This is a genomic window from Pleomorphomonas carboxyditropha, assembly GCF_002770725.1.
In the GTDB taxonomy this organism is placed as follows: Bacteria; Pseudomonadota; Alphaproteobacteria; order Rhizobiales; family Pleomorphomonadaceae; genus Pleomorphomonas; species Pleomorphomonas carboxyditropha.
The window spans coordinates 240,991-264,134 of sequence record NZ_NQVN01000003.1; the positions used below are offsets into that span (position 1 = coordinate 240,991).

Consider the following 23,144-nt stretch of genomic DNA (forward strand, 5'->3'; position numbering starts at 1 on the left):
TCCCGGTGCGTTTTCTGCCGCCGCTGCCCATCGACGCGGCGCTCGACGATATCCGGGCCTCGCTCGACGGCAACCCGCGCCTCGTCCTCGTCGCCGCCCCCGGCGCCGGCAAGACGACGCGGGTGCCGCTCGCGCTTCTCGATGCTTCCTGGCGGCGGGGCAAGCTGATCGTCGTCGAGCCGCGCCGCATCGCCGCCCGCGCCGCGGCGGCGCGCATGGCCGAAAGCCTCGGCGAGAGCGTCGGGCAGACGGTCGGCTACCGGGTCCGCATGGATTCCAGGGTGTCGGCCCAAACGGTGATCGAGGTGATCACCGAGGGCGTGTTCACGCGCATGATCGTCGAGGATCCGCTGCTCGACGGCGTGGCGGCGGTGCTTTTCGACGAGTTCCACGAGCGCTCGCTCGACGGCGATCTCGGCCTGGCCCTCGCCCTCGACGGGGCGGCGCTCAGGGACGATCTCCGGATCGTGGTGATGAGCGCCACGCTCGACGGCGGCCGCGTGGCGAGCCTTCTCGGCGGCACGCCGGTGATCGCAAGCGAAGGCCGCGCCTTTCCGGTGGAGACGAGGCACGTCGACCGCGACCCGCTCGTGCGCTTCGAGGATCAGATAGCCGAGGTGACGCTGCGGGCGCTTCGCGAGGAGGCGGGCTCGGCGCTGGTGTTCCTGCCGGGACAGGCGGAAATCCGCCGGGTCGCCGAACGGCTCGACGGACGCCTGCCGGCCGGCGTTCGCCTCGCGCCTCTCTACGGCGCGCTGACCGGCGCCGAGCAGGATTTCGCCATCCGGCCCTGCCGGCCGCCGGAACGCAAGGTGGTGCTCACCACGGCGATCGCCGAAACGTCGCTGACCATCGACGGCGTGCGCCTGGTCATCGACGGCGGCCTGTCGCGCGTTCCGAAATACGAGCCGGACACCGGCCTGACGCGCCTCGAGACGGTGCGCGTTTCCCGCGCCTCGGCCGACCAGCGGCGCGGCCGCGCCGGCCGCACCGAGCCGGGCGTCTGCTGGCGCCTGTGGAACGAGGGACAGACGTCGGCGCTGCAACCCTATTCGACGCCGGAGATCCTGGAGGCCGACCTTTCGCAACTGGCGCTCGATCTCGCCGCCGTCGGCATCCGCGACCCGGCCGCCCTCGCCTTTCTCGACCCGCCGCCGAAGCCGGCCTGGAACGAGGCGGTGGACTTGCTGCGCGGCCTCGAGGCGATCGACGAGGCGGGCCGCATAACCGGCGAGGGCAAGGCCCTGGCCCGCCTGCCGCTGCCGCCCCGCCTCGCCCACATGATCCATCGTGCGGCGGCGTTCGGCGCGGCGCGGATGGCGGCCGACATCGCCGCGATCCTGACCGAGCAGGGGCTTGGCGGCGATTCCACCGATCTCGCCGACCGCCTTCAGCGCTTGCGTGCCGACCGCGGCCAACGAGCCGCCGACGCGCGAGCCATGGCAGCGAAATGGGCGAAGCTGGCGGGCAATGCGGGTGCCGACACGCCAACGACGTCGCTCTCTCCCGGCGCCCTCCTTGCCCTCGCCTATCCCGACCGGGTTGCCGAGGCGCGGGGACAGCGCGGCGCCTTTCGCCTGGCGAGCGGTCGCGGCGGTATGGTCGAGGAGCACGACCGGCTGGCCAGGGAAGGCTATATCGTCGTCGCCGATCTCGCCGGCAAGGCGGAACGGGCGCGCATCCGGCTTGCCGCCGCCATCTGCCGCGAGGAGATCGAGGCGCTTTTTTCCGCCCGCATCGTCGCCGAGACCACCGTATCGTTCGACCCGGCGGCCCGCGCCGTCCGCGCCCGCCGCGTCCGCCGGCTCGGAGCGGTAAAGCTCGCCGAGGAGCCGATCGCCGCGCCGGCCGGCCCGGACGTGCGCGCCGCCCTCCTATCCGGTGTCGGCCGTACCGGCGTCGACCGTCTCGGCTGGTCGAAGGAGCAGCGGCGGCTGAGGGAGCGCGCCGCTTTCCTCAACCGGACGGTGGGCGCGCCGTGGCCGGACCTCTCGGACGCCGCCCTTGCCGATACGCTCGACGACTGGCTCGGCCCGTTCATCGACGGGCTGACGCGGCTCGACGACATCGACGCGGCGCTGCTCGGCGCCGCCCTCGACCGGCTGCTTCCCTTTGGCCTCAGGCAGGATATGGACCGGCTGATGCCGAGCCATTTCGAAGCGCCGACCGGCAGCCGAGTGCCCATCGATTACGGCGCCGACGGCGGGCCGGCCGTCGAAATCCGGGTGCAGGAACTGTTCGGCCTCGACCGCCACCCGGCGATCGCCGGCGGCCGGGTGCCGCTGACGCTGGTGCTGACGTCGCCGGCCCACCGGCCGATCCAGACCACCAGGGACCTGCCCGGTTTCTGGCGCGGCTCGTGGAAGGACGTGGCCAAGGACCTCAAGGGCCGCTATCCGAAGCATCCCTGGCCGGACGATCCGCTCGCCGCCGAACCGACCCGCCGGGCCAAGCCGCGCGGCACCTGATCAGCGCACGTTCAGCGTGACGTCGTAGGTCGTGTAGGTGTAGCGCATTTCGGAGGTATCGACCGGGTGGCCGACGCTGACCGACAGATAGTCGGTGCCGCGGAAGCCCTTGGCCGAGGTGTAGGAGAACTTGGTTCCGGTGAATCTGCGCCCCTTGCAGGGCGGATCGACTGCGACGACGATATCCGGCCGAATGACCAACTTGCCGTGGGCAGGTTCTTTCAGGACTTTGGTTCGAAACTGCCCCGAGGACGTGCAATTCCCTTGAGTGAGCAGATAGAGCTGCTCCGACACCGTTTCACCCGACTTGAGATCGTAGGTCAGCTCTTCCGCGTATGCGGCGGTAACCTGCGCCACCAGCATGGCAGCGGCAATCAGACAACGCATTTCAACCTCTTGGCAATCGGTAATGTTTCCAATTGTAGCCATTATCACCGGTTGCGAAGAGTGGCAATTACTCCCGTCTATGATTCAAGCCGCGAACAGGCCGGCCGCCTGAATCTCCAGCGCGGCGCGGTCGCCGATCCGCGGCGGCTCGCGGTCGGCCGGCGTCAGGGCTTCGATCACCGTATCGGTCCCGTCGGCGCGGAAGCCGATGCGGCGCGACGAGCCGGAGCGGTGCAGCGACACCACCGTCGCCCACAGGCCCTCGCCGTCGCGGCGGAAAGCGACATGCTCGGGGCGGACATAGAGTTTCGCCGGCCCGTCGAAGAGAAGCGGCGGCAGCCGGGGGATCGACACCTCCTGCTGGCCGACGAAGGGACGCCCCTTGTCGACGTGGATGTCGAGGCGGACCGATTCGCCGATGAAGTCGAAGACGAAGGGCGTCGCCGGCCGGTCGTAGACGTCCTCGGGCGTGCCCTCCTGCTCGATGCGGCCCTCGCTCATGACGACGACGCGGTCGGCCAGGTCGAGCGCCTCCTCCTGGTCATGCGTCACGAACAGCGTGGTGTGGCCGGTGCGGTCGTGGAACTCCCGCAGCCACAGGCGCAGCTCCTTGCGCACCTTGGCGTCGAGGGCGCCGAACGGCTCGTCGAGCAGCAGCACCCGCGGCTCGACGGCAAGCGCCCGGGCGAGCGCCACCCGCTGGCGCTGGCCGCCGGACAACTGGCTCGGATAGCGGCCGCCGTAGCCCGGCAGCTGGATCAGGGCGAGCAGTTCCTCGACCTTGTCCCGGATGGCCGCCGCCGTCGGCCGCGTGCGGCGCGGCCGCACTCTCAGGCCGTAGGAGATATTGTCGGCGATGGTGAGATGCTTGAACAGCGCGTAGTGCTGGAACACGAAGCCGATCTGCCGCTCCTGCACGCTTTTCAGGCTGGCGTCCTCGCCGCCGAACAGGATCTGGCCGCCCGACGGGATTTCGAGACCGGCGACGCAGCGCAGAAGCGTCGTCTTGCCCGAGCCGGACGGACCGAGCAGCGCCAGAAGCTCGCCCGAGGCGACCTTGAGGTCGACGCCGTGCAGGGCCGCCGTGCTGCCGAAGGTCTTCGTGAGGTTGCGGATGTCGAGTTCCATCGGGGGCTCCGTCAGTGACGATGACCGGCGGCGAGATCGCCGGCGTAGCGATGCTCCAGCCAGGACTTGATGCCGAGCGTCACCAGCGCCAGGGCGGCGAGCAGCGAGGCGACGGCGAAGGCGGCGACGAACTGGTATTCGTTGTAGAGGATCTCGATGTGCAGCGGCATGGTGTTGGTGTAGCCGCGGATATGGCCGGAGACCACCGACACCGCGCCGAACTCGCCCATGGCGCGGGCGTTGCAGAGCAGCACGCCGTAGAGCAGCGCCCATTTGACGTTGGGCAGCGTCACCGTCCAGAACATGCGCAGGCCGGAGGCGCCGAGCGTCAGCGCCGCCTCCTCGTCGGTATTGCCGAGCTCCTCCATCAGCGGGATCAGCTCGCGGGCGATGAAGGGAAAGGTGACGAAGACCGTCGCCATGATGATGCCCGGCAGAGCGAAGATGATCTGGATGCCGTTGGCCTGCAGCAAGCCGCCGAAAATGCCGTGGCTGGCGTAGAGCAGCACGTAGACGAGACCGGCCACCACCGGCGACACCGAAAAGGGCAGGTCGATCAGCGTCACCAGAAAAGCCTTGCCCCGGAAGTCGAACTTGGCGACCGCCCAGGCCGCGGCAACGCCGAAGACGAGATTGGCCGGCACGGCGATGGCGGCGACCACCAGCGTCAGGATGATGGCGTCGATGGCGGCCGGGTCGGCGAAGGCGTGAATGAAGGCGCCGGCGCCTTTCCGGAAAGCCTCCATGAAAACGGTGACGAGCGGCAGCAGCAGGAACAGGGCGAGAAAGCCGACCGCCAGCGTGATCAGCAGGCGCCTGACCCATGGGGCCTCCTCGGTCGGCAGGCGCCGCCGCGGCGGCCGGACGGCCACCGATCCGGCGGCCGGCGCCTCCTCGAGCGACGCGGCAAGCGCGACGGAACTGTCAGACATGGCCATACCTCGCGCGCGCCCGGGCCTGGATCAGGTTGATGAAGAGAAGCGTCGCAAAGCTGATCGCCAGCATGATGGCCGCGACGGCGGTGGCGCCGGCGTAGTCGAACTCCTCGAGCTTGATGACGATGAGCAGCGGCGCGATCTCCGAGACATAGGGAATGTTGCCGGCGATGAAGATCACCGAGCCGTATTCGCCGACCGCCCGGGCGAAGGCCAGCGCGAAACCGGTGAGGATGGCCGGGCTCAGCACCGGCAGCACCACCGACGCGATGGTCCTGAGCCGGCCGGCGCCGAGCGTCGCGGCGGCCTCCTCGAGCTCGCGGTCGACCTCGGCGAGCACCGGCTGCACCGTGCGGACGATGAACGGCAGGCCGACGAACACCAGCGCCAGGAAGACGCCGATCGGCGTGAAGGCGATCTTGAGGCCGAAGGGGGCGGCGACGGCGCCGATCCAGCCGTTCGGCGCGTAAAGCGCGGTCAGCGCGATGCCCGCCACCGCCGTCGGCAGGGCGAATGGCAGGTCGATGATGGCGTCGAAGAAGCGGCGGCCGGGAAAATCATAGCGCACCAGCACCCAAGCGATCAGCAGGCCGAACGGCACGTTGAAGGCGGCCGCCGCGAAGCTCGTCAGAAAGGACAGCCTCAGCGCCGACAGCGTGCGGCTGTCGAGCGCCAGGGCGACAATCTCATGCACCCCCAGCGAAGAAGCCCGGTAGAGCAGGGCGCCAAGCGGCAGGAGAACGATCGCCGCCAGATACAGAATCGTGAAGGCGATGGTCAGGCGGAAGCCCGGCAGGACGCTCGGCTTGACGAAGGGCGCGTTGAGGGTCATCTGCCTCTCTTTCGGGAGAAACCGGCCGACCGGGATCACCCGGCCCGCCGGCGTCAAGGTCTCGTTCGGTCAGCGGAAAGAGAAACCCGGGCGGCACCGTTGCGATCCACATGGCAGTCCCTCCACTCGTCGTCGCCGGCGGACGAGCCGCCGGCGGTGCTGGTCATTATTGCGCGGGCTTGTAGATCTGGTCGAACACACCGCCGTCGCCGAAGTGGTAGGGCTGCGCCTTGGCCCAGCCACCGAACAGCGGATCGTCGATGCTGACCAGCTTCAGCTCGGGGATCGCCTTGAGAAGCTCGGGGTCGACCAGCTTCGGCTCGGACGGCCGATAATGGTACTTGGCGGCCAGCGTCTGCCCTTCGGCCGAGTAAAGATATTCGAGATAGGCGCGGGCCTCCTTCTCGGTGCCGTTGGCCTTGGCGTTCGCCTCGACGACGGCGACCGGCGGTTCGGCCAGGATCGACTGCGGCGGCACCACGATGTCGAACTTGTCGGCTCCGAATTCGTCGAGCGCCAGGAAGGCCTCGTTCTCCCAGGCGAGCAGCACGTCGCCGAGCTCGCGCTGGGCGAAGGTGACGGTCGAGCCGCGGGCGCCGGTGTCGAGCACCGGCACGTGCTTGAAGAGGGTCGAGACGTAGTCGCGAATCTTCGCCTCGTCGCCGCCGTACTCACCGGCAGCCCAGGCCCAGGCGGCAAGATAGTTCCAGCGGGCGCCACCCGAGGTCTTCGGATTGGGGGTGATCACCTGGATATCGTCCTTGATGAGGTCGCCCCAGTCGTGAATGCCCTTGGGGTTGCCCTTGCGCACCAGGAAAACGATGGTCGAGGTGTAGGGGGCGGAATTGTGCGGCAGCTTGCCGCGCCAGTCGGCCGGGATCTTGCCGGTCGCCTCGACGATGGCGTTGATGTCGCTTTCGAGCGCCAGCGTCACCACGTCGGCCGGCAGGCCGTCGATGACGGCGCGCGCCTGCTTGCCGGAGCCGCCGTGCGAGGCGCGGACGGTGATGTCCTCGCCGGTCTCCGCCTTCCAATGCGTCGCGAAGGCCGCGTTGTAGGCCTCGTAGAATTCGCGCGTCGGGTCGTAGGACACGTTGGTCAGCGTCACCGCCATGGCGGGAGCGGCGAAGGCGAGCGGTGCCGCGACGACGGCGGCGAACAGTCCCTGTAGTTTCGAGCCTCTCATGCTTCCAGTCTCCAGCCTCGAGCGATGCCGCGCATCGCGCCTGTCCGGGAGCTTAGGCCGCCTCTCGGGCCCCTCAGTGCCTCCCGACAGGCTGAAATCCTAAAAGGACGACTTCAATTGGCAAGAGATAGCATTCCCTCCGAAATGGTCGGTTTGTAAAATTTCATTCCGTTATTGTCGCCCATTACGCGATCCGAGGCAACATGCTTCCCGGAAGCCGATGGTTTCCGGTGGGATTTTCCTCTGAGGATCAAAAACGGACCATGTCCCTGACGCGCCGGACGGCGTCGGGCAGCAAGCCGGCGAACGATCCCTGCGGCGGCTGCCTCAGCAGCGACAGGGACGGATAAACGGGCGTTTTTTCGCCCTCCAGCCGCCAGATCCAGCCGGCCGCGGCGGGAAGCAGGGCGACGCCCGGCCGGCCGAGCAGACCGGCCAGGCGAAGCGGCAGGCCGTCCACGGCGATCACCGCGTCGAGCCCACCGAGAAGCGCGGCGCAGTCGACGCGGGCGTCGACGCCGGCCTCGAAATCCGGGCCGGGATGCTCGACGCGGACCGGCGTGCCGACCACCTCCCAACCGGACGGCGCCGAGGAGCGGGCCAGCAGGGCCGACGGCAACCGTTCGAGGGCGACGAAACGCAGGTCGCCGATGCCGGCGAGCGGAGCGAGATCGTCGGGCCCGAGGCCTCCGCCCCAGGCGAGGCCGACGGCCGGCCGCCCCCGGCCGAGCTCCAGCCGGGCGCTCCAGCGGTCGGCGAGCAACGGCTCGGCGGCGAGCAGCGGGCCGGTCGGGACAAAACTGCCGGCGGTGAGGCCCAGCCGATGCGGCAGGCCGGCAAGCGGCGCCGCGGCGGCCGCCGTCCGGCCGGCGCTATCGTCGTTGTCGGCAATCACCCGGCCGACGCCGGCCAGCGCCGAGGCGAGACGCATGAGGGGCTTCGGCGCCACCAAAATCAGTTCGGCCACCAGCGGCCGGGCGAGCGGCAATGCCGGAGCGAAGGCAACGAGATCGAGCGGATCGGCGCCGGCCCAGACGACAAGCGGACCGTCGAGCGGACCGCCGGCCCAGGCCGGCAGACGGCTCGCCCAAGCCGGACGGGCGGCGACGGCGTCGAGGTCGGCGAAACCGCCGGCCATGTCGCCGAGCGACAGCAACGCCGCCGCCCGGTCGGCGCGCGGACGGGACTGGCCGGCCCGGCGAAAGGCCTCGACCGCCGCCAGCGGACGGCCGGCGGCGGCGAGCGCCGAACCGAGGCCGCCAAGGGCGCTCGGCTCGGCCGGGTCGAGGCGCAATGCCGCCTCGAAGGCCGAAACCGCGCCGGCCGCATCGCCGGCGGCCAGGCGCGCCAGGCCGAGGCGGGCGGCAAGTCCGGCGTCGAGCGGCCTGGCGGCGCGGGCCCGCTCGAAGGCGGCGGCGGCTTCCGGCAGGCGAGACGTCGCGGCAAGCGCCTCGCCAAGCGCGGCGGCGATGTCGGCGCGGCCGGGCTCGGTGCGGTCGGCGCGCGTCAGGAACACGACGGCGCGGGCATGATCGCCGTTGGCGCGGGCGGCGGCAGCGGCGCCCAGCATGGCCGGCACATGGTCCGGCGACCGCACGAGCGCCACCTCGTAGAGCGCCACCGCCTCGATCCACTTGTGGATCGCCTCGGCGGCGGCGGCACGGGCCAGCAACTGGTCGACAACCGTTTCGGTCATGGCGCCGACCTTTCGGGAAGAAGATCGCGCAGCAGACCGGCGAGATCATCGCCATGGCGCAGAATGCGGGCGGCGGGATACCAGGGCGCGCCGCCCTCGCCCGCCCAAAGCCAGTCCGTGGCCGATGGATCGATCACCACCGTCGGCCGGCCGAGCGTGGCGGCAAGGTGGGCGGTAGCCGAAACGGGCGCGACGATCGCGTCGAGCGCCGTCATCGCCGCCGCCGTCTCGACGAAGCCGCCCAGCCGGTCGCCCAGCGGCTCGACGGCGAGCCCCTTCGGCAGCGCGGCGAGGGACGCCCGGCCCGTGCGGCGGTCGAGGGCGAACAGGCGGACGCCGTCGAGACCGGCGAGCGGCGCCAGACAGGCGGCGTCGGCGGCGCTTCGCCAGTAAAGGCCGACGGCAGGCCGGCCGTCGCCGCCGGCAAGGTGGCGCCAGGCGTCGACGCGCAAGGGGTCGGGCCGGAACAGGGCGGACGGCGGCAGACCGTCCCGCTCGGTACCGAACACATGCGGCAGGCTTCGAAGCGGCACTTCGAGATCGTAGGGCGGCAGGCGCCGCCCCTGCTCGACCACCGTGACGTTGCTGCCGAGATCGAGCCGGCGGAACAGATCGGTCAGCGCCGGGCGAACCTCCAGGACGAGCCGTGGCCCGCGCGCCACGAGCTGCGGCAGGAAGCGGGCAAAGGCGATGTCCAGCCCGAGATCGCGTTCGCCGTGAACGAAGAGCGTCCGGCCGCCGATGTCCTCGCCGGTCCAGCGTGGCGCCGAAAAGCGGCGCGGCAGCAGCTCGGCGGCCTGCCAGCGCACCTCGGCGCGGGCGAAGCCGCGCCGGTAGTCGCCGGCAATCAGCAGCGCCTCCGCCTCGTCCATCGCGAGTTCGGGATCGGTCGGCGCCAGGGCCGAGGCGCGGCCGTAGGAGAGAAGGGCCTCGCCGGCCCGGCCAAGCGCCACCAGCGCCTTGCCGACCGCACGATGGGCGCGGGCGAGGTCGGGCCGCAGCTCGGCCGCCCGCTCGGCGTGGGCGAGCGCTTCTTCCGGACGGCCGCCAAGCCGGCCGGCGTCCGACAGCTCGACGAGCCGTTCGGCGGTGGGCGCCTCGGCGACCAGCGTGGCAAGGAGATTGCCGGCCCGGTCGCGCTCGCCGATGCGCAGAAGGGCGGCGGCCAGTTTCTCGCGGAGATCCGGCTCGGCGGCGCCGGCAGCGATGGCGTCGCCGAGCAACAGGACGGCGCGGTGGTCGTCGCGGCCGGCAAGAGCGGCAAGACCGGCGCGCGCGAGCATGACGGCCGGCGGGAGATCGTCTCCCTCGGCAGGAACATCGGCGGCGGGGGCGGGATCGGCCCGGAAAGGAACGGCGCGGTCGCCGGCCGCGAAAGCGGCGAGAGCCGCGACGAGACGGGACCACGGATCGCCTGCCGCCTCGCCCGGGCGGCGGCGGAAAAGGCGCGTGGCCGGGAACCAGGGCGTGCGGCCGTCTTCTTCCAGCCATAGCCAGTCGTCGCGATCCGGCCCGACGACGAAGGCCGGCCGGCCGACGGCACCGGCCAGCGCCGCAACCGGGCTCCCCGCCGATGCCACCACGGCGTCGAGGTTCGGAAGGGCGGCGGCGATCCTGTCGAAGTCAACCCGGGCGGCGGCGAGCGGCCAGGCATCCGGAACACGCGCCACCGCGCTTGTGTCGAGGGCGACGAAGGCGACGTTGGGCAGGGTGGCGAGCGCCGCAATATCGGCGGTGCCGGCCAGACCGTCGAGCGCCAGGCCGACGCGGAAGCCTTCGAGGTGGGCGAAGGCCCGCGCCGCGTTCGTCACCGCGACCGGATCGGCGGCGAGAGAGCGGCGCGACGCCGGCAGGTCGCGGGCGGCAAGGCCGAGCAGCGCCGGCAGGCTCATCACCGGCAGCACCAGATCGCCGTCAGACGCCTCGCCCGTGCCGTCGATCCCGTCGATATCGGCCAGCAGCGGCGCCAGTTCGTCGGCGCCGGCGATGCGGACACTGGCCGCATCAGCCGCCTTGAGCGCCGGGACAAACCGCAGGAAACGGATCAGCACCCCGGCGTCGCCCTCGGCGGTGAGCACCACATCCCGGCCGGCGAGGTCGGAAAGGGCCGGCAGGGCGGGCGCTTCGCCGCGCCGCCACTCGAACTCGGCAAGGCCGGCGGCAAAGTCGCCGGAGGCCAGCAGCAATTCGCCGAGGAAGGCGCGGGCGGCCGGGACCGGGCGGCGGGCAACGAGACGGCGCAGCACGTCGATCGCCTCGCGGCCGCGGCCGGCGGCGGAGAGCGCGAGGGCGAATTCCATCGCCGCCTCGCTATGGCCGCCGTCGCAGGCCACGGCCGATCCGAGGAAATGCAGGGCGAGCCCGGTCTCGCCGGCTGTTGCCGCCAGGCGCCCGAGACCGAGACGGGCATCGGCGCCATCCTCGGCAATGACGGCCCGCTCGAAGGCGCGACAGGCGCCGCGGGCATCTCCGAGCTTTCTCAGCGCTTCACCCCAGGCGACCAGAAGATCGGCCCGATGCGGCGCCGCCTGCACCGCCTGCCGGAGGGCGAATTCCGCCCTGGCCGGTTCGCCGAGCGCGGCGAAGGCGGCGGCGCGCGCCCTCAGGGCGTCGATGCAGGCGGGATCGACGCCGAGCGCCCGGTCGGCGTGGCGAAGGGCCGCGGCGGGCTTGCCCTGCTCGAGATCGCGGCGGGCGGCAAGCAGCAGCAGCGGAACATGGCGCGCGCCGGCGGAAAGCCCGGCATCGAGCGCCCGGTCGGCGTCGACCGTCTCGCCGACGCGCAACAAGAGCCCGGCAAGCCGCGCCCAAGCCGCCGGATCGGCCGGATCGAGCGCCACCAGACGGGCGGCAAACGGCAGAGCGGCGCCGGCCGCCGAGGCGCCCTCGACGCCTTCGGCAGCCGCCGCCAGCCGGTCGAGCGCGGCAATGTCGGACAGCCCCGGCGCGGCGAGCGCTTTTGCCTCCGACGCGAGCGCCTCGGTGACGCCTTGCCAGCCCGGCCCCCCGGCGCGGAACAGACGGGCGGCGGGGTACCAGCGGCTGAGGCGTCCCCGGCGCCCCCACAGCCAGTGCGGCGCCTCGTCGAGCAGCAGCCAGAGCGGCACGCCGGCGACGCCGGCGGCGTGGGCCGCGGGGCCGTCGGTGGCGACGACCAGATCGAGGCCGGCGAGCGTGGCCGGATCGGCGTCGGCCATCTCGCCGCCGAGCCGCCGGGCCGCCGCCCGATCGAGGGCCAGCAAGCGGAAGCCGGGAAACGCCTGGCGGAGCACCGCCGCGATGCCGTCCGGCGCCGCTTCGGAACCTCCGCCCCAGGGCGATGGCGCCAGCGCCACGCCGATGGTCGTGCCGGTCCGTGGCGATGGCGGCAAAAGGCGCGGCGGCGGCACGCTATCCGGCGAAAGCCCGAGCACGGCCGGCGCCGAGGCGAGCGGCAGGACGAGATCGTGCGGCGGCAGCCCGGCGACATCGACGAGCGGCAGGTTGCCGAAGGCGGCGGCAAAGGACGAGAGGCGCGTCCGTTGCCCGGACGGCACGGCGAGCGTCAGCGACAGCACGCGGGCGGCGAGTTCCGGCAGAAAGCGGGCGAAGGCAAGCGTGTCGCACTCGTGCTCTTCGGCGAACACGACGACGCGGGCCGCCGGCGACCGCATGCCGTTCCAGCGCGGACGATCGGATGGGGAAGCGAAAGGACGGCGCTCGAACTCGGCGAAACCTGCCGTCCAGTTCCCGTCGGCGAGCGCGAGACGCACCGCATCGAGGCGAGCGGAGGCGGCAGCGTCCGGCGCCCAAAGCTGGCGGCCCTCGTCGATCGTCAGGTGTTCGTCCAGTTTCAGCTCCAGATGCCGCCATCGGTCCAGGCCCCTCCATGGAGCGAGCGGCCTGATTCGAAAATGATTATATCCGCTTCCACCCGTCCGGGCGGCCTTGCCCGGCACCGGCCGACGCCTTCCTGCCACAGTGCGGCCGCGTTTCAGCGTTCCTTAAGGTCCCGATCCCTATCCTTGCCCCTATCGCCGTTTCTGGCCGGAATCCTGGACTGACCGCATGACCGACATCGCCGACAACACCGCCCAGAAGACCTCGAAGGCCTTTGTCCTGCCCGCCATCGACAACGATTTCCTGTTGTCGGATTCGATGCGCGGCGTCCGCTTCATGCTTGAATATTCCAAGGCCGAGCAGACGCTGAAGGCCTGGGGCATCCGCTCGACGCTGGTGGTGTTCGGCTCGGCCCGCGTCCATGAGAACGGCGATCCGCTCCACAATCGCTGGTACGCCACGTCGCGCGAATTCGGCCGCATCGCTTCCGAGCGCGGCGGCGCCGTCAATCGCACCGACGGCTTCTTCGACAACGTCATCGCCACCGGCGGCGGCCCCGGCATCATGGAGGCGGCCAACCGCGGCGCCCGCGACGCCGGCGCGCCGACCATCGGCTTCAACATCACCTTGCCCCACGAGCAGGAACCCAACGCCTATACGACGCCGCAACTGACCTTCCGGTTCCATTACTTCGCCATGCGCAAGATGCACCTTGCCATGCGCGCCAACGCGCTGGTGGTGTTCCCCGGCGGCTTCGGCACCTTCGACGAGCTGTTCGAACTGTTGACGCTGACCCAGACCCACAAGGGCACCCGCATCCCGGTGGTGCTGGTCGACGGCGAATACTGGCACAAGGTGATCAACTTCGACGCGCTGGCCGACTACGGCATGATCAACCGCGAGGACATCGGCCTCGTGCATTTTGCCGAAACGGCCGAGGAAATATGGAGCTACCTCGCCTCCGAGAACCTCGGCTCGCACCGCAACCGCGACAAGGCCCGCTACGGCGAGGGCGTGCTGACGCGCCCCTCGCCCGTGCCGGAATGACAAGCTGGATAACCGCAACCGCCGGACATTTGGCGCGTGAAAAGCGGCGCGGGCTTTGTTAGCTTCCGCCTCCATGACCGACGCGCAAGTTCTCCCCGACGACCGGACCGCCGACGTGGCGACGCCCGCCATGGCGCAGTTCATCGAGATCAAGGCGGCCAATCCCGACTGCCTGCTGTTCTATCGGATGGGCGATTTCTACGAGATGTTCTTCGAGGACGCCGAGGTGGCCTCGCGGGCGCTCGGCATCACGCTGACCAAGCGCGGCAGGTATCGCGGCGAGGACATCCCGCTCTGCGGCGTGCCGGTGCATGCCGCCGACGACTATCTCCAGCGCCTGATCGCCCTCGGCCACCGCGTCGCCGTCTGCGAGCAGATGGAGGATCCGGCGGAAGCCAAGAAGCGCGGCTCGAAATCGGTGGTGCGGCGCGACGTCGTCCGCCTGGTCACGCCCGGCACGCTGACCGAGGACAATCTTCTCGACGCCCGCCGCTCCAACTATCTCGCCGCCGTTGCCCGCCAGAAAGGGACGGAGAGCGCCGCCGACGCCTTCGCCGTCGCCTGGGCCGACATGTCGACCGGCGCCTTCCGCCTGGCCGAGACGACGGCCGCCGCCCTGCCGGCGCTGCTCGCCCGCATCGAGCCGCGCGAACTCTTGGCCGCCGACGGCCTGTTCGACGACGACGAATTGCGCCGGACCTTCAAGGCGGCGAGCCCGGCCGTGGTGCCGCTGCCGCGCGCCTTCTTCGACGCCGCCACCGCCGAGCACCGCCTCGCCGACTTCTTCTCCGTCGCCTCGCTCGACGCGTTCGGCAGCTTCAGCCGGCTGGAGCTGACGGCCGCCGCCGCCATCGTCGCCTATGTCGACAAGACGCAGGTCGGCAGCCGGCCGCCGCTCGACCCGCCGGCGCGCGAAAGCCTCGGCGGCGCGCTGGCCATCGACGCGGCGAGCCGGGCCAACCTCGAACTCTGCCGTACGCTCGCCGGCGAGCGGCGCGGCTCGCTGCTCCACGCCATCGACCGCACGGTGTCGGGCGCCGGCGCCCGCCTCCTCGCCGACCGGCTGGCCGCGCCGCTCGCCGATCCCGATGCCATCCGCGACCGGCTCGACGCCGTCGATTTCTTCCTTGCCGAGACGACGCTTCGGGCGCGGCTGCGCCGGGATCTCGCCGGCGTGCCGGACATGGCCCGCGCCCTCACCCGCGTCAGCCTCGACCGCGGCGGGCCGCGCGACCTCGCCGCCATCGCCGGCGGGCTCAATGCCGCCGCCCGACTGGCCGGCGGCCTTCGGGAGGCCGGCGGCGCCGGCAGCGAGATAGACCGCATCGCCCACGGCCTCGAAGCGGCGCCGGCCGAACTCGCCGCCCGGCTCATGGCGGCGCTCGACGACGAATTGCCGCTCCTGAAGCGCGACGGCGGCTTCGTGCGGCAGGGCTTCCGCTCCGACCTCGACGAGGCGCGCGCCCTGCGCGACCAGAGCCGGCAGGTGATCGCCGCCCTGCAGCAGACCTATGCCGAGACGACCGGCATCAAGTCGCTGAAGGTGAAGCACAACGGCGTGCTCGGTTATTTCATCGAGGTGGCGCCCAATTACGCCCAGGCGATGACCAGCGAACCGCTCAACCGGCTGTTCATCCACCGGCAGACGCTGGCCGGCGCCATGCGTTTTTCCACCACCGAACTCTCCGAGCTCGAAGGCCGCATCGCCTCGGCCGCCGAGCGGGCGCTCGCCATCGAGCTTTCCGTCTTCGCCGACCTGGCGCGGGCGACGGTGGAGGCCGGCATCGCCATCAAGCGGGCGGCCGACATGCTGGCCGCCCTCGACGTCGCCACGTCGCTGGCCGAACTCGCCGCCGCCGAGGGCTACGTCCGGCCGCGTGTCGACGACAGCCTCACCTTCCGCATAGACGGCGGCCGCCACCCGGTGGTCGAGCAGGTATTGCGCGAGCAAGGCGGCTCATTCGTCGCCAACGGCTGCGATGTCGGCGGCGAGGCAGCCGGCAAGCTCTGGCTGGTCACCGGTCCCAACATGGCCGGCAAATCGACCTTCCTGAGGCAGAACGCGCTGATCGCCGTGCTCGCCCAGATCGGCTCCTTCGTGCCGGCCAAATCGGCGCATATCGGCGTCGTCGACCGGCTGTTCTCGCGCGTCGGCGCCGCCGACGACCTCGCCCGCGGCCGTTCCACCTTCATGGTGGAGATGATCGAGACGGCCGCCATCCTTAACCAGGCGGGAGCGCGCTCCTTCGTCATTCTCGACGAGATCGGCCGCGGCACCGCCACCTACGACGGCCTGTCGATCGCCTGGGCGACCATCGAGCATCTGCACGAGGCCAATCGCTGCCGCACGCTGTTCGCGACGCATTATCACGAGCTGACCGCCCTCTCCGAGCGGCTGCCGCGCGTCGTCAACGCCACCGTCAAGGTGAAGGAATGGCGCGGCGACGTGGTGTTCCTGCACGAGATCGTGCCGGGTTCGGCCGACCGCTCCTACGGCATCCAGGTGGCCAAGCTCGCCGGCCTGCCGCGGCCGGTGATCGAGCGGGCGCGCGCCGTGCTGGCCGAGCTGGAGAAGTCCGGCGGCAACAACGCCGTCTCGATGCTCGACGACCTGCCGCTGTTCTCGCTCGCCCGCCGTCCGGCCGCCGCGCCGGTCGAGGCGCCGCCGGATCCGGCCGAGGCGGAACTCCTCGCGGCGATCGACGCGCTGGCGCCCGACGAACTCAGCCCGCGCGAGGCGCTCGAGGCGGTCTATCGGCTGAAAGCGCTGCGCGCCGGGATCGGACGGGCGCATGGTTGATTGTTCGGCATGCGCCGCCTATTCGATTCCGGGCATTGTCACTTTTAGCTTGACGAGGCACGTATCATATGGACGTGCACCCGCTGCGTCTTTTTGTTCCGAAAGTGATCGTTGCCGATGACCAAGCTGCCGGAAACCGCCTCCCTGATCGACGAGAAGGCGCTTGCTGAAGAGATGGCCGCCATCGCCGACCGGGCGGCAGCCGCCGACAGCGATCCGCGTCCGGAATTGCTCGCCGTCCTGAAGCAGGCCAACCAGGACGGACGGGCGGCGGCCCGCGACATTCTTGGCCGCGACCGCGACGGCGTCGGCTGCGCCCGCCGCCTATCGGCCCTGGTCGATTCGCTGATCCGCGTCATCTACCAGCACACGGTGAGCCACGTCTTCCCGGGCGGACACGAGGAGAGGATCGCCATCGTCGCGGTCGGCGGCTACGGCCGCGCCACGCTGGCGCCGTCGTCCGACGTCGATCTTCTGTTCCTGCTGCCGCCGAAATCGCAGCCGCTCGCCGACAAGATCCTGGAGCACATCCTCTATTTCCTGTGGGACATCGGCTTCAAGGTCGGTCATTCGACCCGGCGCGTCGAGGACTGCATCAAGCTCGGCCGCGCCGACATGACCATTCGCACGGCATTGCTCGAGGCGCGCTGGATCCTCGGCGACAGGGATCTCTACGCCGAGATGGTCAGCCGCTTCGACAACGAGGTGGTCAAGGGCACCGGCCCCGAGTTCATCCAGGCCAAGCTCGCCGAACGCGACGAGCGGCATCGGCGGGCGGGAACCTCGCGCTATCTCGTCGAGCCCAACGTCAAGGACGGCAAGGGCGGCCTCCGCGACCTGCACACGCTGTTCTGGATCGCCAAGTATTTCTATCGCGCCTCGACGGCCGAGGAACTGGTCAAGCAGGGCGTCTTCTCGCGCAAGGAGCTTACCCGCTTCCACAAGTGCGAGGAGTTCCTGTGGGCGGTGCGCTGCAACCTGCACTTCGTCACCAACCGGGCCGACGACCGGCTCGGCTTCGAGAACCAGCGGGAGATCGCCGAGCTTCTGGGCTATCAGCTGCATCCCGGCCTCGAGCCGGTCGAGCGCTTCATGAAGCACTATTTCCTGGTGGCCAAGGACGTCGGCAATCTTACGCGCATCTTCTGCGCGGCGCTCGAGGAGATGCACGCCAAGCCCAAGCCGATGCTCGACCGGGTGCTGCACCACACCTTCCGCCGGCGCAAGAAGTCGTTGCCCGGCACGCCGCAGTTCATCATCGACAACGACCGCCTGTCGGTGACCGACGACGAGGTATTCGAGCGCGATCCGGTCAACCTGCTCAGGATCTTCGCGGTCGCCGCCCGCAACGACCTCGACTTCCAGCCGGACGTGCTGAAGCTGATCACCCGCTCGCTGCGCCTGATCGATGCCGACCTGCGCGACAACGAGGAAGCCAACCGCATCTTCCTCGACGTGCTCACCTCCAAGAAGCACGCCGAGACGGTGCTGCGCGCGATGAACGAGACCGGCGTGCTCGGCCGCTTCATCAACGAATTCGGCCGCGTCGTGGCGATGATGCAGTTCAACATGTATCATCACTATACCGTCGACGAGCACACGCTGCGGGCCATCGGCTTCCTGGCCCAGATCGAGCGCGGCGAGGACCACGGCGACCATCCGCTGGCCACCGAGCTGTTCCCGGTGATCGCCAACCGCAACGTGCTCTATCTGGCGCTGTTCCTGCACGACATCGCCAAGGGCCGCGTCGAGGACCATTCGATCGCCGGCGCCAAGATCGCCCGCCGGCTCGGGCCGCGGTTCGGCTTCTCGCCGGCCGAAACCGACCAGTTGGCCTGGCTGGTCGAGAACCATTTGGTGATGTCGATCATCGCCCAGTCGCGCGACCTGTCCGACCGCCAGACCATCCGCGACTTCGCCGCCGTGGTGCAGACGGTGGAGCGGCTGCGCATGCTGCTGATGCTGACCATCGCCGACATCAAGGCGGTCGGCCCCGGCGTCTGGAACGGCTGGAAGGGCCAGCTCCTCAGGACGCTCTACTACGAGACCGAGCCCTACCTCCTGGGCGGCCATTCCAAGCTGTCGCGCGACCAGCGCGTCGCCGCCGCCAAGGCGGAGCTCGCCGCCGAGCTCACCGACTGGAGCGAGGCGGAACTGGCCGACTACGGCCGCCGCCACTTCGCGCCTTACTGGCTGCGCGTCGACCTGCCGGAGAAGGTGATGCACGCGCGCCTCCTGAAATCGATGGAGAGCACGGGCCGGCGGCTTGCCACCGCCTATTCCACCAAGAAGTTCGAGGCGATCTCCGAGCTGGTGGTGGTGGCGCCCGACCATCCGCGGCTTCTGTCCACCATCACCGGCGCCTGCGCGGCGGCCGGCGTCAACATCGCCGATGCCCAGATCTACACCACCAACGACGGCCTCGCCCTCGACACCATCCTGATCAACCGTGAGTTCCCCGACGACGCCGACGAGTTCCGCCGCGCCGACCGCGTGCTGAAGATGATCGAGGCGGCGCTGGAAGGCCGCGAGAAATTGCCCGAGATCGTCGCCCGCCGCGTCGGCCAGCGCAAGCCGACCAAGGCCTTCCGCGTGCCGACCGACATCAAGTTCGACAATGCGCTGTCGGAAAACCTCTCGGTGCTCGAGGTCTCCTGTCTCGACCGGCCGGGCCTTCTCTACGACGTGACGACGGCGATGAGCGACCTCAACCTCAACATCGCCTCGGCGCATATCGCCACCTTCGGCGAGCGGGTGGTCGACGTGTTCTACGTCACCGACCTCACCAAGCTGAAGATCCAGTCCGGCGCCAAGCAGGCGGCGATCCGCCGGCGCATCCTCGCCGCCGTCGCCGGCGAGGAGCCGCATCCGCCCAAGAAGGCAGCCTGAGGAAGGCAACCGTCCATGAGTCTCGTCAAAAACTTCGTGACGGTGGGCGGCGCCACGCTGTCGTCGCGCCTGCTCGGCTTCGTGCGCGACGTGTTCATGGCCAACATGCTGGGCTCGGGGCCGATCGCCGACGCCTTTTTCGTCGCCTTCCGCCTGCCCAACCTGTTCCGGCGCCTGTTCGCCGAAGGCGCCTTCTCGTCGGCCTTCGTGCCGCTGTTCGCCCGGGCGCTCGCCGAGGGCGGCAAGACATCGGCGCGGGCGCTCGCCGAGGATATCCTCGCCGTCTTCCTTTTGGCGCTGGTCATCGTCACGGCGCTGGCCGAGGTCGGCGCGCCCTGGCTGGTCGGCGTGCTGGCGCCTGGCTTCATCGACGATCCGCACAAATTCGCCGCCGCCGAATTCATGACGCGGGTGATGTTCCCCTATCTCGCCTGCATGTCGCTGACGGCCATGGCGGCCGGCATGCTGCAGTCCTTCGGGCGTTTCGCGGTCGCCGCCTTCGCGCCGTCGCTGCTCAACGTCATCCTGGTGGCCGCCCTGGTGCTCATCTGGTGGGAAAACTGGGCCGGCACGCCGGAAGCCGCCTACACGCTGTCCTGGGCGGTGTGCATCTCCGGCTTCGCCCAACTGATCGCCGTCGGCGGCTCGCTGTGGTGGATCGGCTTTCCGATGTCGCTGGCCCGGCCGCGCTACAACGACAACGTCCGCCGCTTCGTCAACCTCGGCATTCCCGGCGTGATCTCCGGCGGCATCACCCAGATCAACATCGTGGTCGGCACCATCATCGCCTCGATGCAGGCGAGCGCCGTGTCCTGGCTCTATTTCGCCGACCGCATCTACCAGTTGCCGCTCGGGGTGATCGGCGTCGCCATCGGCGTGGTGCTGCTGCCCGACCTCACCCGCCGCGTCCGCACCGAAAATGCCGAGAGCATCTTCCACACCCAGAACCGGGCGCTGGAATTCGCCATGGCGCTGACGCTGCCGGCCACCGTCGCCCTCTGCGCCATTCCCTACACCATCATGCGCGTGCTGTTCGAGCGCGGCGCCTTCACCGCCGCCGACACCGTCGCCACCGCCGACGCGCTGATCGCCTTCGCCGCCGGCCTGCCGGCCTTCGTCGCCATCAAGGTGTTCCAGCCGTCGTTCTACGCCCGCGAGGACACCCGCACGCCAACCATACAGGGCGGCATCTCGGTGGCGGTCAACGTCGCCGCCTCGCTGGCGCTGTTCCCGTTCATCGGCCACGTCGGCATCGCCGCGGCGACCTCGCTGGCCGCCTGGGTCAATGCGCTGATGCTGGTGATCGAGCTGCACCGCCGCGGCCATTTCCGCGCCGACGCGCTGCTGACCCGCCGCCTCGTGCTGCTCGCCGTCGCCAGCCTGCTGATGGGAGCGGCGCTGGTCTTCGGCGAAGGCCTGGTCGACGCCCATCTTCGCGGCGGCCGCGAACTCGTCCAGGGCCTCTGGCTCCTGGCTCTCTGCGCGTTCGGCATGGCGGTCTACGGGCTCGCCACCGTGCTGACCGGCGCCGTCGACATCCGCCGCTACATGAAAGCGGTTCTCGCCCGCGGCAAGACCGGCTGAACGCACCGCATCCCGTCGGCCGCGACAACAACTCCTTCAGACATTGCCGCTATGGTGCGAGCCCGTGCGCGCTGCGTTTCATTTCGGGGGCAGGGATGCAGGTCGAGGCGAGGCCCAGGCTGCTGGGACTGGAGTTCGGGCGTTTCCTGGCGGCGCTTCTGGTCTGCTGCTTCCATTTCTCCATCGCGTTCGAGAACCTCCGCCATGACCGGGTGTTCGATTTCGCCTTCCGGGCCGGGCATGCCGGCGTCGACTATTTCTTCGTGCTGAGCGGCTTCATCATCTACTGGGTGCACAGTTCGGACATCGGCCGTCCCTCGGCGGCGGCGGGCTTCGCCGCCAGGCGCATCCTGCGGATCTACCCGCTCTATCTCGCCATATTCGCGGCGATGCTGCTGGCCTTCACCGTCGCCCCGTCGCTGCGCGGTCCGCGCGAATTCAGCTTCTGGAACGGCATCCTGGACGCGCTGCTGCTGCCGCTGCCCGGCGACGGGGTGGTTCCGCAGGCCTGGAGCCTGCACCACGAGATGGTCTTCTACGCTCTGTTCGCCCTCATGGTGCTCAACGTCAGGGTCGGCATCGTCGCGCTCGCCGCCTGGCAGGCTCTCAGCCTGGTCATTGGCGCGATGCACCCCTACGACCTCGCTCCGGCGATCAAGCCCTTCTTCTACATCTACAATCTCGGATTCGGCATCGGCGTGGCCTGCGCCTGGGCCGTCACCCGTATCTCATTGCCGAAGCCCGGCCTCGTCGCCGGCCTCGCCGGTCTGGGCTTTATCGCCGCCATGGCGGCGGAATGGTACATCGGCCGGGACGTGCCGGAGAACCTGCTGCCGCTCGGCGGCATCGCCAGTCCCTTGATCTACATGGGCTGCGCCGCCCTGCTGATCCTGTCGGTGTCGCAGATCGAGTTCAGGAAACCCCTGCCGTTCGGCCGGCTCATGGCCGTCCTCGGCGGCAGCTCCTATTGCATCTACCTAATCCATGCGCCGCTCGGCTCGGTGCTGATCCGCCTGTTCGGCGTGGGGCCGCTGGCCGAACTGCCGAACCGGGCGGTGTTCGTCGCCATGGTGGCCATCACCATTGCCGTCTCGATCGGCACGCACCTGCTGGTCGAGAAGCCGGTGCTGAAGTGGCTGCGCCGGCCACGCCGCCATCCGCAGCCGGCGGAAGGCATCGCGGCCTAGTAGCCGGCCGGGCATCCGTCTTCCAGCTTGCGATCGCGGCGCGGCGGGTCCATAAGTCCGCCCGCCCGGTTTCACCGCCGGCGCGTGAAACTCTATCCTCGGGTCCAAACCGATGCCCTTCAAGCCTCTTGTCTTCTCCGGCGTGCAACCGACCGGCAATCTCCATCTCGGCAATTATCTCGGCGCCATCAAGCGCTTCGTGGAAATGCAGGCGACCCACGACTGCATCTACTGCGTGGTCGACGAGCATGCCATCACCGTCTGGCAGGATCCCTTCGAGCTCCGGCGCCAGATCCGCGAAGTGACGGCCGCCTTCCTCGCCGCCGGCATCGATCCGAAGATGCATATCGTCTTCAATCAGAGCCAGGTGCCCGAGCATGCCGAGCTCGCCTGGGTGTTTAATTGCGTCGCCCGCATGGGCTGGCTCAACCGCATGACGCAGTTCAAGGAGAAGGCCGGCAAGGACCGCGAGAACGTGTCGGTGGGCCTGTTCGCCTATCCGAGCCTGATGGCGGCCGACATCCTGGTCTACCGGGCGACGCATGTTCCGGTCGGCGAGGACCAGAAGCAGCACCTCGAGCTCGCGCGCGACATTGCCACGAAGTTCAACAACGACTTCTCCGCCTCGATCGTCGCCCAGGGCCACAATGCCGAGGAAGGCTACTTCCCGCTGCCCGAGCCCTTGACGCAGGGACCGGCGCCGCGCGTCATGAGCCTGCGCGACGGCACCAAGAAGATGTCGAAGTCCGATCCCTCGGATTACTCGCGCATCAACCTGACCGACGACCGCGACGCCATCGCCCAGAAGATCCGCAAGGCCCGTACCGATCCGGAGCCGCTGCCGTCCGACGTCGAGGGGCTCAAGGAGCGTCCGGACGCCGACAACCTCGTCACCATCTACGCCGCGCTGGCCGGCACGACGAAGGAAGCGGTGCTCGGCGACCACGGCGGCTCGCAGTTCTCGGCCTTCAAGCCGGCGCTGGCCGATCTCGCGGTGTCCGTCCTGTCGCCGATCAACGACAGGATGAAGGCGCTGATGGCCGAACCCGACCACATCGACGCCGTCCTGGCCGACGGCTCGGAGCGGGCCGGCGCCATCGCCGGCAAGGTGATGGACGATGTGCGCGACATCGTCGGCTTCATTCAGAGCCGCAAGCGGCGCTGAGGCGCTTCAGATCGAAAAAAC

14 protein-coding genes are annotated in these 23,144 nt (G+C 69.8%); 7 read left to right on the forward strand and 7 right to left on the reverse strand.

Translation table 11 applies throughout. The features are described 5' to 3' along the window. The first annotated feature begins 5 nt into the window (after positions 1 to 5). Positions 6 to 2,468: an ATP-dependent helicase HrpB gene (gene hrpB, locus CJ014_RS08230; protein WP_100080107.1), complete on the forward strand. Its 2,463-nt coding sequence runs from the start codon at positions 6 to 8 to the stop codon at positions 2,466 to 2,468. On the opposite strand, the gene CJ014_RS08235 is transcribed toward hrpB, so the two are convergent. From CJ014_RS08235 to CJ014_RS27800, 7 genes are all read right to left on the reverse strand, one after another. Further along, entirely contained in the window at positions 2,469 to 2,855 is a 387-nt protein-coding gene (locus CJ014_RS08235; RefSeq protein WP_100079988.1) for a hypothetical protein, read from the reverse strand. A gap of 84 nt (positions 2,856 to 2,939) precedes the next feature. Further along, a complete protein-coding gene (locus CJ014_RS08240; protein ID WP_100079989.1) occupies positions 2,940 to 3,983 on the reverse strand; it encodes a sulfate/molybdate ABC transporter ATP-binding protein in 1,044 nt (347 codons plus the stop codon). Between the two features lie 11 nt (positions 3,984 to 3,994). Further along, complete coding sequence (cysW, locus tag CJ014_RS08245; protein WP_425351900.1) at positions 3,995 to 4,921, reverse strand: sulfate ABC transporter permease subunit CysW; 927 nt, start codon at positions 4,919 to 4,921, stop codon at positions 3,995 to 3,997. After that, entirely contained in the window at positions 4,908 to 5,750 is an 843-nt protein-coding gene (gene cysT / locus CJ014_RS08250) for a sulfate ABC transporter permease subunit CysT (RefSeq protein ID WP_100079990.1), read from the reverse strand. The genes cysW and cysT overlap by 14 nt, the downstream gene beginning before the upstream one ends. 166 nt (positions 5,751 to 5,916) lie before the next feature. Beyond that, positions 5,917 to 6,936, reverse strand: coding sequence for a sulfate ABC transporter substrate-binding protein (locus tag CJ014_RS08255; RefSeq protein ID WP_100079991.1), 1,020 nt, complete (start codon positions 6,934 to 6,936; stop codon positions 5,917 to 5,919). Between the two features lie 250 nt (positions 6,937 to 7,186). Continuing rightward, positions 7,187 to 8,632 carry a tetratricopeptide repeat protein gene (locus CJ014_RS08260; protein WP_100079992.1) on the reverse strand — a complete coding sequence of 482 codons (1,446 nt, stop codon included), beginning with the start codon at positions 8,630 to 8,632 and terminating at the stop codon, positions 7,187 to 7,189. Further along, complete coding sequence (locus CJ014_RS27800) at positions 8,629 to 12,285, reverse strand: tetratricopeptide repeat protein (RefSeq protein WP_165790794.1); 3,657 nt, start codon at positions 12,283 to 12,285, stop codon at positions 8,629 to 8,631. The genes CJ014_RS08260 and CJ014_RS27800 overlap by 4 nt, the downstream gene beginning before the upstream one ends. A gap of 394 nt (positions 12,286 to 12,679) precedes the next feature. Between CJ014_RS27800 and CJ014_RS08270 the strand changes: the two genes are divergently transcribed. From CJ014_RS08270 to trpS, 6 genes are all read left to right on the forward strand, one after another. Then, positions 12,680 to 13,498, forward strand: a complete 819-nt coding sequence (locus tag CJ014_RS08270; RefSeq protein ID WP_100079993.1) for an LOG family protein — start codon at positions 12,680 to 12,682, stop codon at positions 13,496 to 13,498. Between the two features lie 73 nt (positions 13,499 to 13,571). Beyond that, positions 13,572 to 16,298 (forward strand): DNA mismatch repair protein MutS, encoded by a 2,727-nt coding sequence (gene mutS / locus CJ014_RS08275; RefSeq protein WP_100079994.1) that lies wholly within the window; start codon positions 13,572 to 13,574, stop codon positions 16,296 to 16,298. Positions 16,299 to 16,415: 117 nt separating this feature from the next. Then, positions 16,416 to 19,187, forward strand: coding sequence for a [protein-PII] uridylyltransferase (locus CJ014_RS08280; RefSeq protein ID WP_100079995.1), 2,772 nt, complete (start codon positions 16,416 to 16,418; stop codon positions 19,185 to 19,187). Positions 19,188 to 19,202: 15 nt separating this feature from the next. Next, positions 19,203 to 20,771, forward strand: a complete 1,569-nt coding sequence (gene murJ / locus CJ014_RS08285) for a murein biosynthesis integral membrane protein MurJ (RefSeq protein ID WP_100079996.1) — start codon at positions 19,203 to 19,205, stop codon at positions 20,769 to 20,771. 95 nt (positions 20,772 to 20,866) lie between these two features. After that, entirely contained in the window at positions 20,867 to 21,958 is a 1,092-nt protein-coding gene (locus tag CJ014_RS08290; protein ID WP_100079997.1) for an acyltransferase family protein, read from the forward strand. Positions 21,959 to 22,070: 112 nt separating this feature from the next. Then, complete coding sequence (trpS, locus tag CJ014_RS08295; protein WP_100079998.1) at positions 22,071 to 23,123, forward strand: tryptophan--tRNA ligase; 1,053 nt, start codon at positions 22,071 to 22,073, stop codon at positions 23,121 to 23,123. Positions 23,124 to 23,144 lie beyond the last annotated feature (21 nt).

Bases quoted from the DNA above. Each gene is read 5' to 3' on its own strand.
- cysW (WP_425351900.1), bottom strand. From the start codon at position 4,921: ATGGCCATGTCTGACAGTTCCGTCGCGCTTGCCGCGTCGCTCGAGGAG.
- CJ014_RS08260 (WP_100079992.1), bottom strand. From the start codon at position 8,632: ATGACCGAAACGGTTGTCGACCAGTTGCTGGCCCGTGCCGCCGCCGCC.
- CJ014_RS08235 (WP_100079988.1), bottom strand. From the start codon at position 2,855: ATGCGTTGTCTGATTGCCGCTGCCATGCTGGTGGCGCAGGTTACCGCC.
- murJ (WP_100079996.1), top strand. From the start codon at position 19,203: ATGAGTCTCGTCAAAAACTTCGTGACGGTGGGCGGCGCCACGCTGTCG.
- CJ014_RS27800 (WP_165790794.1), bottom strand. From the start codon at position 12,285: ATGCGGTCGCCGGCGGCCCGCGTCGTCGTGTTCGCCGAAGAGCACGAG.
- CJ014_RS08255 (WP_100079991.1), bottom strand. From the start codon at position 6,936: ATGAGAGGCTCGAAACTACAGGGACTGTTCGCCGCCGTCGTCGCGGCA.
- CJ014_RS08280 (WP_100079995.1), top strand. From the start codon at position 16,416: ATGACCAAGCTGCCGGAAACCGCCTCCCTGATCGACGAGAAGGCGCTT.
- cysT (WP_100079990.1), bottom strand. From the start codon at position 5,750: ATGACCCTCAACGCGCCCTTCGTCAAGCCGAGCGTCCTGCCGGGCTTC.
- mutS (WP_100079994.1), top strand. From the start codon at position 13,572: ATGACCGACGCGCAAGTTCTCCCCGACGACCGGACCGCCGACGTGGCG.
- trpS (WP_100079998.1), top strand. From the start codon at position 22,071: ATGCCCTTCAAGCCTCTTGTCTTCTCCGGCGTGCAACCGACCGGCAAT.
- CJ014_RS08290 (WP_100079997.1), top strand. From the start codon at position 20,867: ATGCAGGTCGAGGCGAGGCCCAGGCTGCTGGGACTGGAGTTCGGGCGT.
- CJ014_RS08240 (WP_100079989.1), bottom strand. From the start codon at position 3,983: ATGGAACTCGACATCCGCAACCTCACGAAGACCTTCGGCAGCACGGCG.
- CJ014_RS08270 (WP_100079993.1), top strand. From the start codon at position 12,680: ATGACCGACATCGCCGACAACACCGCCCAGAAGACCTCGAAGGCCTTT.